The organism is Baekduia sp., from assembly GCF_035685985.1.
GTDB lineage: Bacteria > Actinomycetota > Thermoleophilia > Solirubrobacterales > Solirubrobacteraceae > Baekduia.
Window position 1 is genome coordinate 232984 of the sequence record NZ_DASRZV010000015.1, and the last position, 18432, is coordinate 251415.

Annotated in this window: 17 protein-coding genes and 1 pseudogene; 11 read left to right on the forward strand and 7 right to left on the reverse strand. The window is 71.3% G+C overall.

The genetic code is table 11. The features are described from left to right. Positions 1-20 precede the first annotated feature (20 nt). The 3 genes from nadC to VFG42_RS08110 are packed head-to-tail and all read left to right on the forward strand — an operon-like array spanning position 21 to position 2567. Complete coding sequence (gene nadC, locus VFG42_RS08100) at positions 21-869, forward strand: carboxylating nicotinate-nucleotide diphosphorylase (protein ID WP_324907121.1); 849 nt, start codon at positions 21-23, stop codon at positions 867-869. A gap of 8 nt (positions 870-877) precedes the next feature. Continuing rightward, positions 878-1891: a quinolinate synthase NadA gene (gene nadA / locus VFG42_RS08105; RefSeq protein WP_324907122.1), complete on the forward strand. Its 1014-nt coding sequence runs from the start codon at positions 878-880 to the stop codon at positions 1889-1891. Between the two features lie 25 nt (positions 1892-1916). Continuing rightward, complete coding sequence (locus tag VFG42_RS08110) at positions 1917-2567, forward strand: DUF2461 domain-containing protein (protein WP_324907123.1); 651 nt, start codon at positions 1917-1919, stop codon at positions 2565-2567. A 42-nt stretch (positions 2568-2609) separates the two neighbouring features. Here VFG42_RS08110 and VFG42_RS08115 read toward each other — a convergent pair whose 3' ends face one another. Next, positions 2610-3320, reverse strand: coding sequence for a DsbA family oxidoreductase (locus VFG42_RS08115; protein ID WP_324907124.1), 711 nt, complete (start codon positions 3318-3320; stop codon positions 2610-2612). Positions 3321-3485: 165 nt separating this feature from the next. Between VFG42_RS08115 and VFG42_RS08120 the strand changes: the two genes are divergently transcribed. Beyond that, positions 3486-5324: a hypothetical protein gene (locus VFG42_RS08120; protein ID WP_324907126.1), complete on the forward strand. Its 1839-nt coding sequence runs from the start codon at positions 3486-3488 to the stop codon at positions 5322-5324. A gap of 61 nt (positions 5325-5385) precedes the next feature. Here VFG42_RS08120 and VFG42_RS08125 read toward each other — a convergent pair whose 3' ends face one another. The 3 genes from VFG42_RS08125 to VFG42_RS08135 form a co-directional block, all read right to left on the reverse strand. Continuing rightward, positions 5386-6249: a hypothetical protein gene (locus tag VFG42_RS08125; protein WP_324907127.1), complete on the reverse strand. Its 864-nt coding sequence runs from the start codon at positions 6247-6249 to the stop codon at positions 5386-5388. 82 nt (positions 6250-6331) lie between these two features. Further along, positions 6332-6721 (reverse strand): hypothetical protein, encoded by a 390-nt coding sequence (locus VFG42_RS08130; protein WP_324907128.1) that lies wholly within the window; start codon positions 6719-6721, stop codon positions 6332-6334. A 93-nt stretch (positions 6722-6814) separates the two neighbouring features. Continuing rightward, a complete protein-coding gene (locus VFG42_RS08135) occupies positions 6815-8077 on the reverse strand; it encodes a pitrilysin family protein (protein ID WP_324907129.1) in 1263 nt (420 codons plus the stop codon). A gap of 143 nt (positions 8078-8220) precedes the next feature. Here VFG42_RS08135 and ftsE point away from each other — a divergent pair. The 5 genes and pseudogenes from ftsE to VFG42_RS08160 all read left to right on the forward strand — a co-directional run. Continuing rightward, a pseudogene (gene ftsE, locus VFG42_RS08140) lies at positions 8221-8901 on the forward strand (cell division ATP-binding protein FtsE); the annotation flags it as partial. Between the two features lie 105 nt (positions 8902-9006). After that, positions 9007-9900 (forward strand): cell division protein FtsX, encoded by an 894-nt coding sequence (locus VFG42_RS08145; RefSeq protein WP_324907131.1) that lies wholly within the window; start codon positions 9007-9009, stop codon positions 9898-9900. 85 nt (positions 9901-9985) lie between these two features. Continuing rightward, complete coding sequence (locus tag VFG42_RS08150) at positions 9986-10849, forward strand: alpha/beta fold hydrolase (RefSeq protein ID WP_324907133.1); 864 nt, start codon at positions 9986-9988, stop codon at positions 10847-10849. A 36-nt stretch (positions 10850-10885) separates the two neighbouring features. Next, positions 10886-12070: a S41 family peptidase gene (locus VFG42_RS08155; protein ID WP_324907135.1), complete on the forward strand. Its 1185-nt coding sequence runs from the start codon at positions 10886-10888 to the stop codon at positions 12068-12070. Between the two features lie 3 nt (positions 12071-12073). Beyond that, on the forward strand, positions 12074-13876 hold the full coding sequence (locus VFG42_RS08160; RefSeq protein ID WP_324907137.1) for a ribonuclease R family protein: 1803 nt from the start codon (positions 12074-12076) through the stop codon (positions 13874-13876). On the opposite strand, the gene VFG42_RS08165 is transcribed toward VFG42_RS08160, so the two are convergent. Further along, positions 13861-14391: a helix-turn-helix domain-containing protein gene (locus VFG42_RS08165; RefSeq protein WP_324907139.1), complete on the reverse strand. Its 531-nt coding sequence runs from the start codon at positions 14389-14391 to the stop codon at positions 13861-13863. The genes VFG42_RS08160 and VFG42_RS08165 overlap by 16 nt on opposite strands. Before the next feature lie 66 nt (positions 14392-14457). On the opposite strand from VFG42_RS08165, the gene VFG42_RS08170 reads away from it, so the two are divergent. Both VFG42_RS08170 and smpB read left to right on the forward strand, forming a co-directional pair. After that, positions 14458-15291 (forward strand): alpha/beta fold hydrolase, encoded by an 834-nt coding sequence (locus tag VFG42_RS08170; RefSeq protein WP_324907141.1) that lies wholly within the window; start codon positions 14458-14460, stop codon positions 15289-15291. Next, positions 15254-15733 carry an SsrA-binding protein SmpB gene (smpB, locus tag VFG42_RS08175; RefSeq protein ID WP_324907143.1) on the forward strand — a complete coding sequence of 160 codons (480 nt, stop codon included), beginning with the start codon at positions 15254-15256 and terminating at the stop codon, positions 15731-15733. The genes VFG42_RS08170 and smpB overlap by 38 nt, the downstream gene beginning before the upstream one ends. A 2-nt stretch (positions 15734-15735) precedes the next feature. Here the strand turns inward: smpB and VFG42_RS08180 are convergent, their stop codons facing one another. Both VFG42_RS08180 and VFG42_RS08185 read right to left on the reverse strand, forming a co-directional pair. Then, positions 15736-16593 carry a site-2 protease family protein gene (locus VFG42_RS08180; protein WP_324907145.1) on the reverse strand — a complete coding sequence of 286 codons (858 nt, stop codon included), beginning with the start codon at positions 16591-16593 and terminating at the stop codon, positions 15736-15738. Beyond that, on the reverse strand, positions 16590-18389 hold the full coding sequence (locus tag VFG42_RS08185) for a M3 family oligoendopeptidase (protein ID WP_324907147.1): 1800 nt from the start codon (positions 18387-18389) through the stop codon (positions 16590-16592). The genes VFG42_RS08180 and VFG42_RS08185 overlap by 4 nt, the downstream gene beginning before the upstream one ends. Positions 18390-18432: the final 43 nt, after the last annotated feature.

The following is an 18432-nucleotide window of genomic DNA, read 5'->3' on the forward strand; positions in this document are numbered from 1 at the left end:
CTCCATATCCTTCCGCGCCAATGTCCAAGCTGGATCCGCAGTTCGTCGCCGACGTCGTCGCGCGCGCGCTCGCCGAGGACGTCGGCGCGGGGGACGTCACCACGCTGTCCACCGTCCCGCCCGACGCCCGTGGCGTCGCCACGATCACCCAGAAGGCGCCCGGCGTGGTCTTCGGCCTCGACGTCGCCGAGGCGGCGTTCGCGCGGACCGGGGGAGACGCGGTGGCGTTCGAGCGCCTGGCGCCCGAGGGCGTCTGGCACGAGCCCGGGACCGTCGTCGCGCGGATCACCGGACCGGCCGCGGCGATCCTCACCGCCGAGCGCACCGCGCTGAACTTCCTGCAGCGCCTGTCCGGCGTCGCGACCTTGACCGCGCGCTACGTCCGGGCCGTCGACGGCACCGGCGCGCGGATCCTCGACACGCGCAAGACCACGCCGACGCTGCGGCCGTTGGAGAAGGCCGCGGTCGTCGCGGGCGGCGGCGTCAGCCACCGCTTCGGCCTGTTCGACATGGTGCTCATCAAGGAGAACCACATCACCGCGGCGGGTGGGATCGCCGCGGCGGTGGCCGCGGCGCGGGCCAGGTACCCCGACATCGCGATCGAGGTCGAGGCCGAGACCGCCGACGACGTGCGCGAGGCGCTGGCCGCCCAGGCGCCCCGGATCCTGTTGGACAACATGTCCCCGGAGCAGATGCGCGCGATCGTCGAGGAGGTCGCCGGACGGGCCGAGTTGGAGGCCTCCGGGGGCATCGACCTGGACACGGTCCGGGCCGCGGCGGAGACCGGGGTAGACTTCATCTCGGTCGGAGCGCTCACGCACTCCGCCAGTGCCCTAGACCTCTCCCTCATATTGGAGCGTCTGCCATGAACCTCCCCATGGCCCCCAGCCCCACTGGTTCCCCGGCCCTGACGGCCGACGAACGTAGCGCGCTGACCGCGGAGGTCCGTGCGCTCGCCGAATCCCGCAACGCGGTCATCCTGGCCCACAACTACCAGGTGCCCGAGGTGCAGGACGCCGCCGACTACGTCGGCGACTCGCTCGGCCTGTCGCGTCAGGCGGCCGCCGTCGACGCCGACGTCATCGCCTTCTGCGGCGTGCACTTCATGGCCGAGACGGCGTCGATCCTGTCGCCCGAGAAGAGGGTGATCATCCCGGACCTCGACGCCGGCTGCTCGCTGGCCGACTCGATCACGCCGGAGCAGCTCAGCGCCTGGCAGGCCAAGCACCCCGGCGCGGTGACCGTGATGTACGTGAACACCACGGCCGAGGTGAAGGCCTTGACCGACTACTGCGTCACGTCGTCCAACGCCGTGAAGGTCGTGGAGCACATCTACGCGACGCACGGGGCCGACACGCCCGTGCTGTTCGGGCCGGACATGTGGCTCGGCGCGTTCGTGCAGAAGGAGCTGGGCCTGCAGGGGTCCGGCACGTTCCACATCTGGGACGGCGAGTGCCACGTGCACGCGGGCATCCGCCCGGACGACATCAGCGCCGTGCGCGCCGCACACCCGGACGCCGAGTTCCTCGTGCATCCCGAGTGCGGCTGCACGACCCAGGTCATGGAGTACGTGGCCGCGGGCGACATCGACTCGCGCGGCGTCCACATGCTCTCCACCGGCGGGATGTTGGACTACGCCAAGGAGCACGCGGGCCGCGGCGGCACGGCGATCATGGCGACCGAGACGGGGATGTTGCACCAGCTCCGCATGGCCGCCCCCGACGTGGACTTCGTCGCCGCCAACGAGCGCGCGTCCTGCAAGTTCATGAAGATGATCACGCTGCCCAAGCTGCGCGACGCGCTGCGGGACCTCTCCGGCGAGGTCAAGGTCGACCCGGCCCTGGCCGAACGGGCGCGGATCCCGATCGAGCGCATGGTCGCGATCGGCTAGCGCGCGCGGCGGCTCGGGCGACCCGATGTCCTTCGACGGCTTCCGCCCGGCGACGTTCGACTGGTTCGCCGGGCTGGAGGCCGACAACTCGCGGGACTGGTTCGGAGCCCACCGCGAGGCGTACGACCACGAGGTCCGCGGGCCGCTGACCGCGTTGTTGGAGGAGTTGGCCGGCGACGCGCCGGTCTGGGTCGCGCGGCCCAACCGCGACCTGCGGTTCGCCAAGGACAGGTCGCGGCCCTACAAGGACCGCTGCTACGGGACGATCGACGGTCGGCTGTACGCGCAGATCTCCGCGGCCGGGCTGTTCGCGGGCACCGGCGCCTACCGGATGGACGCGGGGCAGCTCACGCGCTTCCGGGACGCGGTGGTGGACGAGACGTCCGGCGGCGCCCTGGAGTCGATCGTCGGGGCTCTGGACGCCGGCGGGCTGGACGTCTGGGGCGAGTCCTTGAAGACGGCGCCGCGGGGCTATCCCCGAGACCACCCGCGGGTGGCGCTGCTGCGCCACAAGCTCCTGATCGCGGGGGCGAGCGCGCCGCCGGACGCGGCCCGCGGGCTCTCGCGTGACGCCTGCGTGGAGCATCTGCGCGACACGTGGACGGCGTGCGCGCCGCTGCTGGCGTGGCTGGACGAGCATGTGGGCGAGGGGGCGGAGGCCGGCGCGAAGGGGTAGCGGTCTGCCCCCCGCGCCACCCTCGGCGGCGGCGCTCCCGCCTCAGCAGCCCTCAGGCCCGCAGGCGTCGCCTTCGGCCACGCCCGAGCCCTCGCCGAACGCGATCGGCGGCGCCGGCTGCCGCTGCGACCACCCGTGCTCGAGGAACCGCAGCAGCTCCTCCGGCGGCTGCGCCCCGCTCGCGCCGAGCTTGCGGTCGATGACGAAGCACGGCACGGCCGAGATCCCCGCCGACTGCGCGGTCAGCTCGTCCTCGCGGACGTCCTCGGCGAAGCGCTCGGTCAGCAGGACCTCGCGCACCGACGCCTCGTCCAGCCCGACCTCGACCGCGCAGCGCAGCAGCACGTCGTGGTCGGCGATCAGCTCGCCCTCGGTGAAGTAGGCCTGGAACAGGCGCTCCTTCATCTCCTCGCCCAGCCCGGACGCCTTGGCCAGGTGGACGATCCGGTGGCCGTCGAAGGTGTTGCCGGAGCGGGCGGCGTCGAGCTTCATCTCGATGCCCTCGGCGGCCGCGACGGCGGTCAGCTGGGCGTCCATCTGGTGGACCTCCTCCAGCGACCGGCCGTACTTCTTGGCCAGCAGCTCGTCGTGCGGCAGCCCGCGGTCCGCGGGCGCGCTCGGATCCAGCTCGAACGAGCGCCACGTGACGCTGACCTCGTCCGCGTGCGCGAACGACGCCAGCGCCGCCTCGAATCGCTTCTTGCCCACGTAGCACCACGGGCAGGCGATGTCGGACCAGATCTCGACGTCCATGACGTCGAGGGTAGTGGCCAGAGCTTGTAGCATCCGTCATTCAATGTTCGGTTGTCGGAGTTGTCCGAAGAGCATGCCTCTTCCGTCGCTCCGATCAAGCGAACCCACTCGGATCGAGGTGTCCTTGGTCATTGGGCCCACGTCATCTCGTCAGGAGACAGCGACATGAGCGCAGGCGATTCCGGCCGGGGCAAGACCCTGGCGATGGGCATCGACAACACCGGATTCATCGTGGACCGGATCGGTCGCGATTGCGGCCCGCTGCAATACATCCGTGAGTTCACCCAGAACTCGATCGAAGCGATCAGCGACACACCCGGGCGACGGGGCACGATTATCTGGGATGCGGACTGGAACACCTATGACCTCACGGGCAACTGGAAACTGTGCATCGTCGACACCGGCATCGGGATGGATGGTGACGAGCAGATCAGGTTCATCAACCAGCTCAGCTCGTCAGGGCACGAGCAGGATCACGACAAGAACTTCGGCGTCGGTGCGAAGGTCGCGGGCGCCACGCGGAATCACGCCGGGTTGATCTACCTGTCGTGGAAGGACGGCGGAGAAGGGCACATGACGCACCTCTGGCGAGATCCCACGACCAAGCAGTACGGGATCGCCCGAGTCGAGCGCCCGGACGGGTCCTTCGCGGACTACGCGACCCTCACGAACGACGTCAAGCCGGACATGGTCAAGACGCACGGCACGAAGGTTGTGCTTCTGGGGATGACCCAGGACGCGAACACGATGGAGCCGCCGCTCGGGGTAGAGGGCCGGCAGCGGTGGATCGTCAAGTACCTCAATACGCGCTACTTCCGATTCCCGAAGGGCATCGACGTGAAGGTACGCGAGGGCTACCAGGCGCCGCGCGATGACACCCGTCGTAACTTTCTGCGGAACGTCAGCGGCATGGAGAAGTTCCTCGATGACGAGTGTGCGTGGCGCGGTTCAGTCGATCTGACGGGCGCCACTGCGCATGTCTGGATCCTCACCGAACGTGCGGAGCGGTCGAAGCAGGGAGACATGTTCGCGACCACGGGCCACGTCGCCGCTCTGTACCAGGACGAACTGTACGAGCTGACGACCGGCCGGGCCGGGGTTGCACGGCTCCAGCAGTTCGGGGTGATTTTCGGTCATCAGCGGGTGGTGATCTACGTGGAGCCGGACGTCCATGACCAGCTCGGATCCAATACGGCTCGGACGCAACTTCTCGTCAACGGCGAGCCGCTGCCTTGGACTGAGTGGGCAGCCGAATTCCGTACCGGCATGCCGTCAGAGGTCAAAGAGCTGATGGACGAGATCACGTCGGGCACCGTCTCAAACGATCACAAGCAGGCGATTCGCGATCGCCTGAAGCAGATCCGTGAGCTCCTGCGGCACCCGAGCCGCTACCGCCGGACGCCGAGCGGCGCGCTGGCCGTCTCTGGCGACGTGCCCGGCGGCAGGGCGCGCGAACGCGATATCGAGAGCGAGAGCAATGGCGGCGGCGGTGGGGCGGGAGGCCGCGGCGGCCGAGCGGGCAGCGTCTACGCGATGTTCGTCGTCGAGGACGGTGACCCGGGCGAGGAGACGCAGCCCGATCCCATGCCGGACGTGATGTGGATCAGCGAGCGCCACACGCCTCCGACCCGGACAGCTGACCTGCTCGAGGACCGCGCGGCGAAATACCTCGCTGACCAGAACCTGCTGCAGATCAACGCAGACTTCCGCGTCTTCACTGACATGATCGACCGCTGGTCGAGTGCCTACGGCAACACGGCGGCAGTCCGGACGACGGTCGAAGAGGTCGTCCACGAGTGGTTCGAGCAGGGGCTCGTCGAGACCGTCATCGGAGCTCAGGCGCTCCAAGGATCGCGTGAGTGGACGATGGAGGACATCGGGCGGCTGTGGTCGGAGGAGGCGCTGACCGCCGCTGTGCTGCAGCGATATCACGTCGACATCAACGTGAAGCGCACGCTCGGCGCAAAGCTCGGATCCGTTCGCGACGTCAAACCCGCGGCATAGTGAGTGGAACGCGGCGCCGCTTTCCCTTGGCCGCGGCGCCGCGTCACTCCGGAATGGCCGTCTACTCGTCGTCGCCGACCAGCGCGACCGCGTCGAACACCGTCGCGCCCGTGTCGTCCTTGCCCAGCGAGGACTCGTGGACCCAGGCGCCGGCCGCGAGCTGGTCGGCACAGCCGTCGTCGTCGGAGGCGTCGTCGTCGGTCAGGTCGGAGTCGTCGGCCGGGACGAAGTCGTCGTCGCCGTCGTCGGCGCGCTGGACGCGGGCGGCCGAGGCGTCGTCGTCGCCGGAGTCGTCGGAGACGTCGTCGGCCGCGTCGTCGTCGGCGCCGCCGTCGTAGCCGTCGGTCGTGGCGCAGTCGACGCTCGTGCTCTCGTCGACCGGCGCCGAGATGACCTTGCCGGTCGAGGCCAGGCGCAGCCTCAGGACGCCGGCGCCGCTGAACGAGACGATCTGGCCGGCGTTCTCGTTGCCGTCCTTGATGCCGTCGTCGTCGGAGTCCGGGTCGCCCGGATCGTTGGCGGTGTTCTGCTCGGCGAGGTTGTTCAGCCCGTCGTGGTCGGCGTCCTCGAGGGCGTCGGACCTGCCGTTGTGGTTGGTGTCCTTCTTGCCCGGATCGGTCCCGGCGCGCTGCTCGGTCAGGTTGTCGAGCTTGTCCTTGTCGAAGTCCTCGGACCCGTCGGGGATGCCGTCCCGGTCGGTGTCGGCCTTCTTCGGGTTCGTGTGCGCCCGGTACTCGGTGTAGTTCGTCAGGCCGTCGTGATCGGGGTCGGCGAGCGCGCTCTTGACGTGGTAGCGCTTCTGGAACTTGGCGGGGAGCTTCGGGGTGGCGCTCTTCTTGGCGAACGCGCCGGTGGGCAGCGCGAGCGAGCAGAGCGCGACGGCGCAGAGGGCGCCGACGCGCGCAGGGGCGGGGGCAAGGGGCATGGTGCCCCGGGGATCGGCGGCGCTCCGCGGCGGGTTGACGTTCCGGACCGGTTTCCGGACGGTCGTCCGGAGGCTGACGTCGTCAGTTCTGGGGAGCGCTCGGCCCGGACGGCCCGGCGCCCGCCAGCTCGATGCCGTGCTCGGCGACCGCGCGCACGACCGGCAGCGTCTCGCGCCGGCGCGCGAACTCGTCCGGCGTGTAGCAGTGGACGTCGGCGGCGCCGGCCATCTCGTCGGCGTCCCACAGGCTCGCCGCCTGGTAGACGCGCTCCAGCCACGGCACGCCGGCGAAGTACTCGCTGATGAGCACGACGACGTACTCGCTGCCGCGCTCGCGCTGGGGCAGCGCGCCGTGCAGGTCCTCGACCCGCGCGCCGCCGAGCAGCACTCGCTCAAGCGGCCAGCGCCCGTCGACCCGGTTCACGTACCGGCGCAGCTCGCGCTCGTTCAGCATCTCCGCCACGAACGGCATGTCACTCGTTGTCGTCACGTTCTCAATGCCGCCGCCTCGAAGGCTGACTGTGGCACACCCTCGCGCCGAGCGCCAGTGCTCGACACGAGGTGGTCACGCGGCCGCGAACTCCGCGACCTCGTGCGGGCCGACGCACGCGACCGCCGCCGCGGTCGGATCGACCTTCTTGGCGATCGCCGCCACGTCGGCGAACGTGACCGCGTCGAGCGCGTCGATCGCCCGATCGGGGTCGATGTCCTCGCCGAAGACGATCGCCTGGGAGGCCGCGAAGCGCGCCACCGCGTTGGTGTTCTCGAAGGCCAGGACGCGCCGCCCGGCCGCGTAGGCCCGCGCGCGCTCGACTTCCTCCTCGGTCGGCCCGTCGGCGTGCAGCTCGGCGACGATCTCGCGCATCCGCTTGTAGGCCTCGTCGCACTTCGACGACTCCAGGCCGGCCCCGAGCTGGAGCACGGCGGCATCGCTCAGCGCGTGGTCGATCGCGTAGACCGAGTAGCAGAGCCCGCGCTGCTCGCGGATCTCGTCGAACAGGCGCGAGCCCATCGAGCCGCCCAGCAGCGTCGAGTAGATCGTCAGCGCGGCGCGCTGCGCGGGGTCGGTCGCGTCGATGTCCGGCGCGTACATCAGCCGCAGGTGCGACTGGTTGGAGTCGCGCTTCTCGACCAGCGTCTCCAGCTGGAGCCTGGGCGCCGCCTCGTAGGGCCCCGGGACGTCGAGCGTGGGGAAGCGCTGGAACAGCTCGGCGACCGCCGGGTCGCCCTCGGCGACGTGGTCGACGTTACCGACGACGAACGCCCCGCCGCGCGCGCCGGCCCAGCGGCGCTCGCGGAACGCGACGATCGCCTCGCGCGAGAACGTGCGCAGGTGCTCCTCGGGGCCCAGGACCGTGCGGCCCAGCGGGTGGTCGCCGAACGCGGCCTTGTCGATCAGCTCCTCGGCGACCGCCGACGGCTGGTCCTTGTAGCGCTGGATCTCCTGGATGACGACGCCGCGCTCACGGTCCAGCTCGTCGGCGTTCAGCAGCGGGCGGCCCACGAAGTCGGTGAGCAGGTCGATGGCCTCCATCGCGGCCTCGGCGCGCACCGTGATGTGGAAGGCCACCAGGTCGTGCGAGGTGTAGGCGTTGAGCGAGCCGCCCATGCGCTCGGCGGTCTCGTTGACCTTCTTGTAGTGGTCGTACTTCTCGCCGCCCTTGAAGACCAGGTGCTCGAGGAAGTGCGCCATCCCGTTCTCCTCGGCGCGCTCCGAGCGCGCGCCCGCGTCGAACGCGACGAGGATCGTGACCGCGCGCGTGCCGGGCAGGGCGACGCGATGGAGCGGCAGGCCGTTGGCGAGGGTCTCGCTGGTGATGGTGGGCACCCCACGCAATCTAGCTTGCATGACGCCCTGCATCGGCAGGAATCGGCGGCCTTCGGGCTAACGTCGGTCAGACCATGGCGATCGTCGAACGGCACAAGCAGGAGCTGGACCGCCGCGCCGCGCCGCAGGACCGCGCGCCGTCGGTGATCGAGTTCCGTGGGGTGTCCAAGTCCTACGGGCCCACCAACGGCGGGCTCGACAACGCGTCCTTCTCGATCCAGCGCGGCGAGTTCGTGTTCCTGGTCGGCTCCACCGGCTCGGGCAAGTCCACGCTGATGAAGCTCCTGATCAAGGAGATCGAGCCGACGGCGGGGACGATCCAGGTCGCCGGGCGCGACCTCGCGGAGATCACGCGCAAGAAGGTGCCGTTCTACCGGCGCAACATCGGCGTGGTCTTCCAGGACTTCAAGCTGCTGCCCGACCGCACCGTGTACGACAACGTCGCCTACGCGCTCCAGGTCACCGGCCACGGCCGCAAGGAGATCCGCGCCAAGGTGCCGGACATCCTGCGCCTGACCGGCCTGGCGACCAAGTTGCACTCCTTCCCCGACCAGCTGTCGGGCGGCGAGCAGCAGCGCGTCGCGGTGGCGCGCGCGTTCGTCAACCACCCGCCGCTCCTGCTGGCCGACGAGCCCACGGGCAACCTCGATCCCGAGACGTCGGTCGGGATCATGCAGCTGCTGTACCGCATCAACCGCACCGGCACGACCGTCCTCGTCGCGACGCACGACGCGACGATGGTCGACCGCATGCGCCGCCGCGTGCTGGAGCTGCACAAGGGCCAGCTGATCCGCGACGAGCACAACGCCGGCTACGCGCCGAGCGACATGAACACCGCGGAGTTCGGCGCGCTGCTGCGCGAGCCGGCGCCCGCGCCGCGGCGCAAGAGCGTCGCGGACGACATCGACGACATCTTCTCGTAGACCCATATGAAGCCCGCGTTCTTCGTCAAGGAGGCATTCCGCTCGATCTCGCGTAACGCCATCCCGTCCTTCGCCGCCATGGCCTCGGTGCTCGTCACCGTGCTCGTGCTCGGCGTCTTCATCCCGGTCGTCCAGGCGACGACCGGCGCCGCCAACGAGGTCCGCGGCCGCGTGCTCGTCGACGTGTACCTCAAGAAGGACGCGACCAAGCAGGACATCGCGCGCGTGCAGGCGATGCTCCAGCACGTCGACCACGCGGGCAAGGTCGAGTACGTCAGCAAGGCCCAGGCCTACGCGCAGGAGAAGAAGCGCAACCCCGAGGCCTACGAGCTGCTCGGGACCAACCCGCTGCCCGACACGTTCCGCGTCACGCCCGACGACCCCGACAACGTGCTCAAGCTGCGCGACGCGCTGGCGCCGACGGCGGCCTCCGGCGGCCGCTCGCCGGTCGACCCCGCGATCGACCAGGTCAAGAACCGCAAGGACGAGACCACCAAGATCCTCACCGCCACGCGCGTCGTGAAGCTCGCGATGGGCGGCCTGGCCGTGCTGCTGGTGGTGGCCTCGATCCTGCTGATCTCCAACACCATCCGGCTGTCGCTGTTCTCGCGCCGCCGCGAGGTCGAGGTGATGAAGCTCGTCGGCGCGACCGACTCGTTCATCCGGATCCCGTTCGTCATCGAGGGCGTCGTGCTCGGGGGCCTGGGCGGCGTCGTGGCGATCCTGCTGCTCGGCGTCGGCAAGGTCGCGTTCCTGGACCCGCTGACCTCGGACTTCGCGCTGCTCGGCGCGCCGCAGACGATCGGCCTGCCGCTGCTGGCGGCGCTGCTGCTGCTCGCGTCGGTCGGCGTGAGCGCGGCGGGGTCGAGCCTCTCGCTGCGCAAGTTCCTGCGCGTCTGAGGAACGCTCGCCCAGAGGGCGAGGTTCCTTTGGCGGGTGGTCGCCCAGAGGGCGAAACCCGCGTGTTCAACTAGGCTCTGGCGCCATGGACCTCGCGGACCGGTTCGTCGACGTCGGCACGGGCGTGCGCCTGCACTACGTCGAGGCGGGCTCCGGGCCGCTCGTCGTGCTGCTGCACGGCTTCCCGGAGTTCTGGTGGTCATGGCGCCACCAGATCCCCGTGCTCGCGGAGGCGGGCTTCCGGGTGGTGGCGGTCGACATGCGCGGCTACGGGCAGTCCGACGCGCCGCCGTCGTGGCGCGACTACCGCATGGAGCTGCTGGCGGCCGACGTCGCCGGGCTGATCGAGGCGCTCGGCGAGGAGCGCGCGTTCGTCGTCGGCCACGACTGGGGCGCGGCGGTCGCGTGGATGGTGGCCACGCTGCACCCCGAGCGCGTGGAGCGCCTGGCGATCCTCAACGTGCCGCACCCCGACACGATGCTGCGCACGCTGCGCTCGTCCCCCAAGCAGCTGCTGCACAGCTGGTACATGTTCTTCTTCCAGATCCCGTGGCTGCCGGAGCGGCTGGCGAAGCTGATGCGCCGTCGCTTCCTGGAGGGCGCCTACGGCGACGCGCGGCCCGGCGCGTTCACCGCCGAGGACTACGCGCGCTACGAGACGGCGCTCCTGGACTCGCCGGGCGGGCTGAAGGGCCCGATCGACTACTACCGCGCCGCGCTGCGCCGGTCGCCCCGCCGCGCGCGGTCGCTCTTCCGCCCGATCCCCGCGCCGGTGCTGGTGATCTGGGGCGTCCAGGATCGCTTCCTGACCGAGCGGATGGCCGAGCCGGACCCGCGCTGGGTGCCCGACGTCCGGATCGTCAAGCTGCCCGACGCCAGCCACTGGGTCCAGCACGACGAGCCCGAGCGCGTCAGCACGCTGTTGATCGAGCACTTTCAGGTTGCGTAAAGCCGCGTCGTGCAGGACTAGCCTGTCCCGACGACCATGATCCGCCGCGCCATCGCCTCGCTGGTCCTCTGCCTCGTCCTGCTCGCCTGCGGGATCTACCTGGGCGCCCATCCCTCGGGCCTGCCGGGCTTCGTCCGCGACCCGCTGGTCGGCGACTCCGACACGCGCGTGGTCAACGAGGCGATCGACCGCGTCAACTCCACGTACTACCGCAAGATCTCCAAGAAGAAGCTCGCGGACTCCTCGATCAAGGGCATCGTGTCGTCGCTGGACGACCGGTTCTCCAACTACTTCACGCCTGAGGAGTACAAGAAGTTCAACCAACAGCAGAACGGCGAGTTCGCGGGCATCGGCGTGCAGGTGACCGGCGTCGCCGAGGGCCTGCACATCGTCACCGTGTACGCCGGCTCGCCGGCCAGGGACGCGGGGATCAAGGTCGGCGACACGATCACCGCCGTCGAGGGCACGCCGCTGAAGGGCAAGTCCCAGGACGCCGCCGTGTCGCTGATCCAGGGCCGGATCGGCACGCCGGTCAAGCTGACGCTCGACCGCGACGGCACGTCGCGGACCGTGACCGTCGAGCGCGCGACGATCTCGGTGCCAGTTGTCGAGTCCTCGGAGCGGACGGTCGACGGCGACAAGCTGGAGGTCATCCACCTCGATCAGTTCTCCTCGGGCGCGCACGGCGAGGTCGCCGCGGCGCTGAAGAAGGGGATCAAGGACAAGGTCAAGGGCGTCGTGCTGGACCTGCGCGGCAACCCGGGCGGGCTGATCACCGAGGCGCAGCTGGTCGCCTCGCAGTTCCTGGCCAGCGGCAAGATCGTCACGACCAAGGGGCGCGCGGTGGCGTCGCGGACGTTCGACGCGACCGGCGACCCGACCGCGCCGAACCTGCCGCTCGTCGTGCTGGTGGACCACAACAGCGCGTCGGCCGCCGAGATCGTCGCCGGGGCGCTGCAGGACCGCCACCGCGCCGAGCTGGTGGGGACGCGGACGTTCGGCAAGGGCGTCTTCCAGGAGGTCCTGGAGCTGAGCAACGGCGGCGCGCTGGACATCACCGCCGGGCAGTACTTCCTGCCGTCGGGGCGCAACCTCGGCGGCGCGGGCGTCGACACGGGCGCGGGCCTGACGCCCACCGTGCAGGCCTCCGACAACGCCAAGACCAAGAAGGACGAGGCGCTGGACAAGGCGCTCGACGTGCTCGCCGGCAAGGTGTCCTAGGCCGTGAGCGGGCGGGGGCCGGGTCACGGCCGGCAGCGGCGGGCGCGGCACGACGAAGGGGAGTCCTTCACCGTCGGCGTCCTGGCCAAGCGCGGGCGCCACATGGTCGCCGAGCCGTTCTTCGCGGGGCGCTTCGGCGGCGGGCAGATCGCGGTCGAGTCGGGCAAGCTGGGGCGCCCGGGGCAGCTCGTGCTCGTGCGCGTCGGCGGCCGTCGCGGCCGGCACGCGAAGGTCGTCAAGGTGCTCGGGCAGCCCGACGTGGCGCGGGACGCGATCGAGGCGCTGATGCACGACCGCGGCCTGCGACGGTCGTTCCCGGCGGGCGTGGAGCGCGCGGCCAAGGAGGCCGTCGAGCGCGTGGAGGACCGGGATCCCGGCGGCGCGTCGCGCCGCGACCTGCGCGGGCTGGCGACGTTCACGATCGACCCGACGACCGCCAAGGACTTCGACGACGCGATCTCGTGCGAGGCGCTCGGCTCCGACCGCCGGCGCGTCTGGGTCCACATCGCCGACGTCAGCGCCTACGTGCGCCCGGGCAGCGCGATCGACCGCGAGGCCTACCGACGCGGGACGTCGGTGTACGTGCCGGGCGCGGTGGAGCCGATGCTGCCCGAGGTGCTGTCCAACGGCGCGTGCTCGCTGGTGCCCGGCGTCGAGCGCCTGGCGGTGACGGTCGAGATGGAGCTACAGGGCGCCGAGGTCGTGCGCAGCGCCTTCTACCGCTCGCGGGTCCGCAGCGACGAGCGGTTCGACTACGACCGCGTGGACCGGATCTTCGCCGGCGAGGAGTCCGCGCCGGAGGCGGTGGCCGGGCCGCTGGCCGCGGCGCGGGCCGCGAGCGCGGCGCTGCGCGAGCGTCGCGAGGCCGCGGGCGCGCTGGCCGTCGAGAGCTCCGAGCCGGAGTTCGCGTTCGACCGCCGGGGCCACGTGGCCAGCGCCGAGGGCTCGGTGCAGACCGAGTCCCATCAGGTGATCGAGCACCTGATGATCGCCGCCAACGAGGCGGTCGCGCGGCTGCTGGGCGAGCGCGACGTCCCGACGCTCTACCGCGTCCACGAGCGGCCGGAGCCCGGTGCCGCCGAGCGGCTGCTGGAGCAGTTGTCGTCCTTGGGCGTGGCCACGCCGCCGGCGCCGGAGCACGTCGAGCCGGGAGCGGCCGCGGGGATCATCGCGGAGGCCTCGAAGCTCGTGGCCGCCGAGATCCGCCGCCGCGACGGGCGCGGGCTGGGGCTGACGTCGCTCGTGCTGCGGTCGCTGAAGCAGGCGCGGTACTCGCCGCAGAACAAGGGCCACGCCGGGCTGCACTCGACCGCCTACTGCCACTTCACCTCGCCGATCCGGCGCTACCCGGACCTCGTGTGCCACCGCGCGCTGCTGAGCGCGGTCGGCGGTGGGGAGGAGGCGCCCCGCGCGTCGACGCTCGACGAGGCCGCCGAGTGGACGTCCGGCCGCGAGCGCGACGCGATGTCGATCGAGCGCGCCGCCGACGACGTCGCCCGCGCGTTCCTGCTGGAGCGCGCGCTGTTCGAGGGCGAGATCGACCGCGAGCACGACGGCGAGGTCATCGGGTTGGTCGGCGCCGGCGCGTTCGTCGCGTTCGGGGACGGCTTCGAGGGCTTCCTGCCCGCCCGGCGCCTGCGCGGCGACTGGTGGGAGCTCAACGAGGTCGGCACGATCCTCACCGGCGAGGAGTCGGGCAAGACCATCAAGATCGCCGACCCGGTCCGCGTGCTGATCCGCAAGGTCGACCCGCCGCGCGGGCGGGTCGAGCTGGACGTCGCGGAGCGCGGTCAGCCCCCGAGGTAGCGGCGCAGCGCGCGGCGCTGGGCGGGCAGGCGCCGGCCGGCGTCCAGCTCGCGGACCGCGATCTCGGAGACCATCGCCGACAGCAGCTGCGCCGACGCGCTCGCGTCCGGCCAGCCCATCGCCTTGAACGACGGCGCGGCGATCGCGGCGAAGCGGTCGTGGCGGCTCGCCATCGCCGCCGACAGCGCCGGATCGGAGCGCGCCTCCAGGGCCAGCGCCTTGACCGTCCGGTCGCGCAGGCAGACGTCCAGGTAGGCGTTGACGCCGGCGAGCAGCTGCTCGGCGCCGGGCGGGACGCCGGCGATGGCGGTGCCGACCGCGGCGTCGACCGCGTCGTGGAAGCGGGCGTGGAGGGCGTCGACGAACGCGTCGCGGTCGGCGAAGTGGACGTAGAACGTGCCCTTGGCGACGCCGGCCTCGGCGACCACGCGGTTGACGCTCAAGCCGGCCAGGCCGTGGCGCTCGGCGACGGCGACCCCGGCGTCGAGGAGGGCGTCGGCGGTGGCGTGGGGCATGGCCATGAACCCTAACGTGACCGATCGGTCATTGACAGTGACCGACCGGTCGGTCATGTTGTGGGCATGCCGACCCTCGACACCGCCACCGGCCCGGTCTTCTACGACGAGCGCGGCGCGCCCGGCGGCGCGCCGATCGTCCTGCTGCCCAGCGGGGCCCACGACCACCACGACTACGACGAGCTGCGCGACCGGCTCGACCCGGCGCGCTTCCGGACGATCGCGCTGGACTGGCCGGGGCACGGGGCGTCGAGCGCGCCGACGGTGCCCGCGTCGGCGACGCTCTTCGCGGACGTCGCGCAGCGGCTCGTGGAAGCGGTCGCGCCCGAGGGCGCCGTCGTCGTCGGCAACTCGGTCGGCGGCTTCTCCGCGGCGCGCCTGGCGATCCGGCGGCCGGACCTCGCGCGCGGCCTCGTCCTGATCGACAGCGGCGGCTTCGCGCCCCGCCCGCCGCACGTCCGCGCGTTCTGCGCGCTCATGGCGCGCCCCGCGTTCCTGCGCGCGATCTACCCGGCGTTCTCGGCGTCCTACATGCGCTGCCGGACCGCGGCCGACCGCCGCGCCCGCGCCACCGCGATCGCCACCACCCGCGCCGACCCGGGCCGGCGCGTCGTGGCCGAGGTCTGGGGCTCCTTCGCGGGCCCCGAGCACGACCTGCGCGCCGACGCGCCCGCGATCGCCGCGCCGACGCTCGTCCTGCACGGCCGCCGCGATCCGGTCATCCCCGCCAAGGTCGCCCGCGCGACGGCCGCGCTGATCCCCGGCGCGCGCCTCGTCGCCTTCGACGCCGGCCATCAGCCGCACACGTCCGACCCCGACGGCGTGGCGGCCGAGATCGTCCACCACCTAGACTCGATCGGGCATGGCCAAGGGCAAGAAGCGCAAGGTGGCACCCGGTGACGTCGCGACCAACCGCACGGCGTCGCACCGATTCGAGTTCCTCGACAAGCTCGAGGCGGGAATGGTGCTGCAGGGGACCGAGGTGAAGGCCCTGCGCGAGAGCGGCGCCCAGCTCAAGGACGGGTTCGCGATCATCCGCGACAACGAGGTCTGGCTGCACAACGTGCACATCCCGCCCTACGGCCCGGCGTCGCGCGACAACCACGACCCGGAGCGCACGCGCAAGCTGCTGCTCAACCGCCGCGAGATCGACCGGATCTCCGGCCGCACGACCGAGAAGGGCCTGACGCTCGTGCCGACCCGGATCTACTTCAAGGACGGCCGCGCGAAGGTCGAGATCGCGCTCGGCAAGGGCAAGGACCGCTTCGACAAGCGCGAGTCGATCAAGAAGCGCGACCAGGAGCGCGACACGCAGCGGGCGCTGCGCGAGGCCGGGCGCTAGCCCTACAGGCTGCGCTCCAGGTGGGTCGCGTCCATCGCGATCACCAGCGCCACGATCAACACCAGGTAGGTCGCGCCGATCAGGATCCGGTCGCGCTTGGCGATCGAGTAGTAGGTCTTGACCGCCGGGTCGCCGGAGCGGAACTGCTTGAAGCGGCGGTAGGTCTCCCAGATCGCCAGCACGGCGATCAGGATGATGATGGGGTTGGGCACCGTCAGCACGAGGACGACCATGCCGAACACGCCCAGCAGCCAGACCCACGGCGACAGGGCCGCCGCGGCCCGCGCGCCGTCCAGAAAGCCGACCGGCAGCAGGTTGAACAGGTTGAGGAAGAACCCCGTGAACGCCAGCGCGCGCCAGAACTCCTCGCCGGTCAGCGCGTAGACCACCACGCACAGCGCGGCGCCGATCGAGCCGAGCACCGGGCCGGCCAGGCCGACGCGCGCCTCGGCGGCCGCGTCGCCGCCCAGGGACTTCGACCAGATCAACGCCCCCATGAACGGGATGAAGATCGGCGCGCTGGCGTCCTTGACGCCCTCGCGCCGCAGCTGGATCACGTGGCCGTACTCGTGGACCAGCAGCAACAGCACGAACCCGACGCCGAACTTCCAGCCCCAGAGCGACGCGTAGGCCACGATCGAGACGAGCATCGAGCCGGCGGTGGCCAAGAACTTCACCTTGGCCAGCGCCAGCAGGACGACCTTGATCTTGCTCAGGAACGCGATCAGCGCGGCGAACGGCGCCGCCAGCTTGCCGAGCAGGCCCTCGCGGCGCGGGCGGTCGTCCGACGGCACCCCTTCGGGCACCGCGGTCGGCTCGGTCGCGGGAGCGCGCGGCGGCAGCCAGCGGTCGTCGGTCATCGCTTCGCCAGGACCTCCTCGGCGGCCGCCTCGGCCTGCTCGAGCTGGCCCTTGACGAGGTCCAGCCCCGCGCGCCAGAAGCCCGGGTCGGTGAGGTCCAGGCCGGCGATCGCGGCCAGCTCCTCCGGCGACTTCGAGCCACCGGCGCTCAGCAGCTCCACGTACTTGGGCACGAACGACTCGCCCTCCTCGAGGTACTTGCCGTACACGCTCAGCGCGAGCAGCTGCCCGTAGGCGTAGGCGTACACGTAGCCCGGGGTCCCGATGAAGTGGGGGACGTAGGACCACCACGACCGGTAGCCGTCGGTGACCTCGACGGCGTCGCCCAGCAGCTCCTCCTGCGACTGCTTCCACAGGTCGCTCAGGCGCTCGACGCTCAGCTCGCCCTCCGCGCGGCGGGCGGTGTGCGCGAGGTCCTCGTAGCGGTTCATCGCGACCTGGCGGAAGACCGTCGCGATCGACCCCTCGATGTTCTCGGCCAGCAGCGTCAGCCGGGACTCCGGCGTGTCGGCCTGGTCGAGCAGGCGGGCGAACACCAGCGTCTCGCCGAAGACGCTCGCGGTCTCCGCGAGCGTGAGCGGCGTGTGCTGCTCGAAGACGCCGCGGTCGCGCGCGAGGTAGGCGTGCAGGCCGTGGCCCAGCTCGTGCGCGAGCGTGAGCACGTCGCGGCGCTGCGCGGTGTAGTTGAGCATCACGTAGGGGTGGGCGCTGGGCACCGTGTAGGCGCAGAACGCGCCGCCGCGCTTGGCCGGGCGCACGGGCGCGTCGATCCACGCCTCGTCGAAGAAGCGGCGGGCGCCGTCGGCCAGCACGTCGGAGAAGTCGCCGAAGGACGACAACACGATGTCCTTGGCCTCGTCCCACTCGTAGGTGCGCTCCTCGCCGCCGCCGACCGACGCCATGCGGTCGTAGTCGGCGAGGCGGTCCAGGCCGAGCAGGCGCGCCTTGAGGCGGTACCAGCGGCGCGGGATCTCGTAGGACTCGCGGACCGCCTCGACCAGCGCCTGCACCGACTCGTCGGAGGCCTCGTTGGAGAGGTTGCGCGACGAGATCCAGGACGGGTAGGAGCGCAGCCGGTCGTCGGTGGCCTTGTCGGCCATCAGCGTGTTGTAGATGTAGGCCCTGATCCGGAGCGTCGGCTGCAGCGCGGTCGTGACGCGCTCGGCGACGTGCTGGCGCAGCGCGCGGTCGGGGGACATCAGGCGCGCGAGCGCGACGTCCAGCGCGACCGGCTCGTCCTCGCCGTCCAGCTCGACCTTGATCGCGGAGGTGACCTCGGAGAACAGGCGCGACCACGCGGCGCCGCCGGTGACCGACTTCTCCGACATGATCTTCTCCTCGGCCTCGCTGAGGAGGTGCGGCCGGTAGCGGCGCGCGGTGGCCAGGTGATGGCGCGCCCGGTCGAGGCCGTCGGCGCCGAGCAGCTCCTCGGCGCGCTCGTCGGGCAGCGCCGCCCACTCGAGGTCGAAGAACAGCAGCTTGGTCTCGATCGCGGTGCCCTTCTCCTGGACGCGCTGCAGCAGCGCGCCGTTGGCGGGGTCGGCGGTGTCGACGGCGAAGCGCAGCATCGCGTAGTTGCCGGCGCGGCCGGCCAGCTCGGAGATCTGCGCCAGCTCGGCCACGGCGGCGGCGAGGCCGGGGCCGTCGAGGTCGGCGACCTTCCCGGCGTGCTCCTTCTGGAAGTCGGTGGCGCGGCGGTCGGCTTCGTCGAGAAGGCGATCGGCCCCCGCTTCGCCCTCCCCGTCGACGAGCGGGTCGAGATCCCAGGCGACGCTTTCGAGTGCGGTCGTGCTCATGGTCTGCACGATATTGCCCGGAACGTGCGAGACCCGAGCCGTT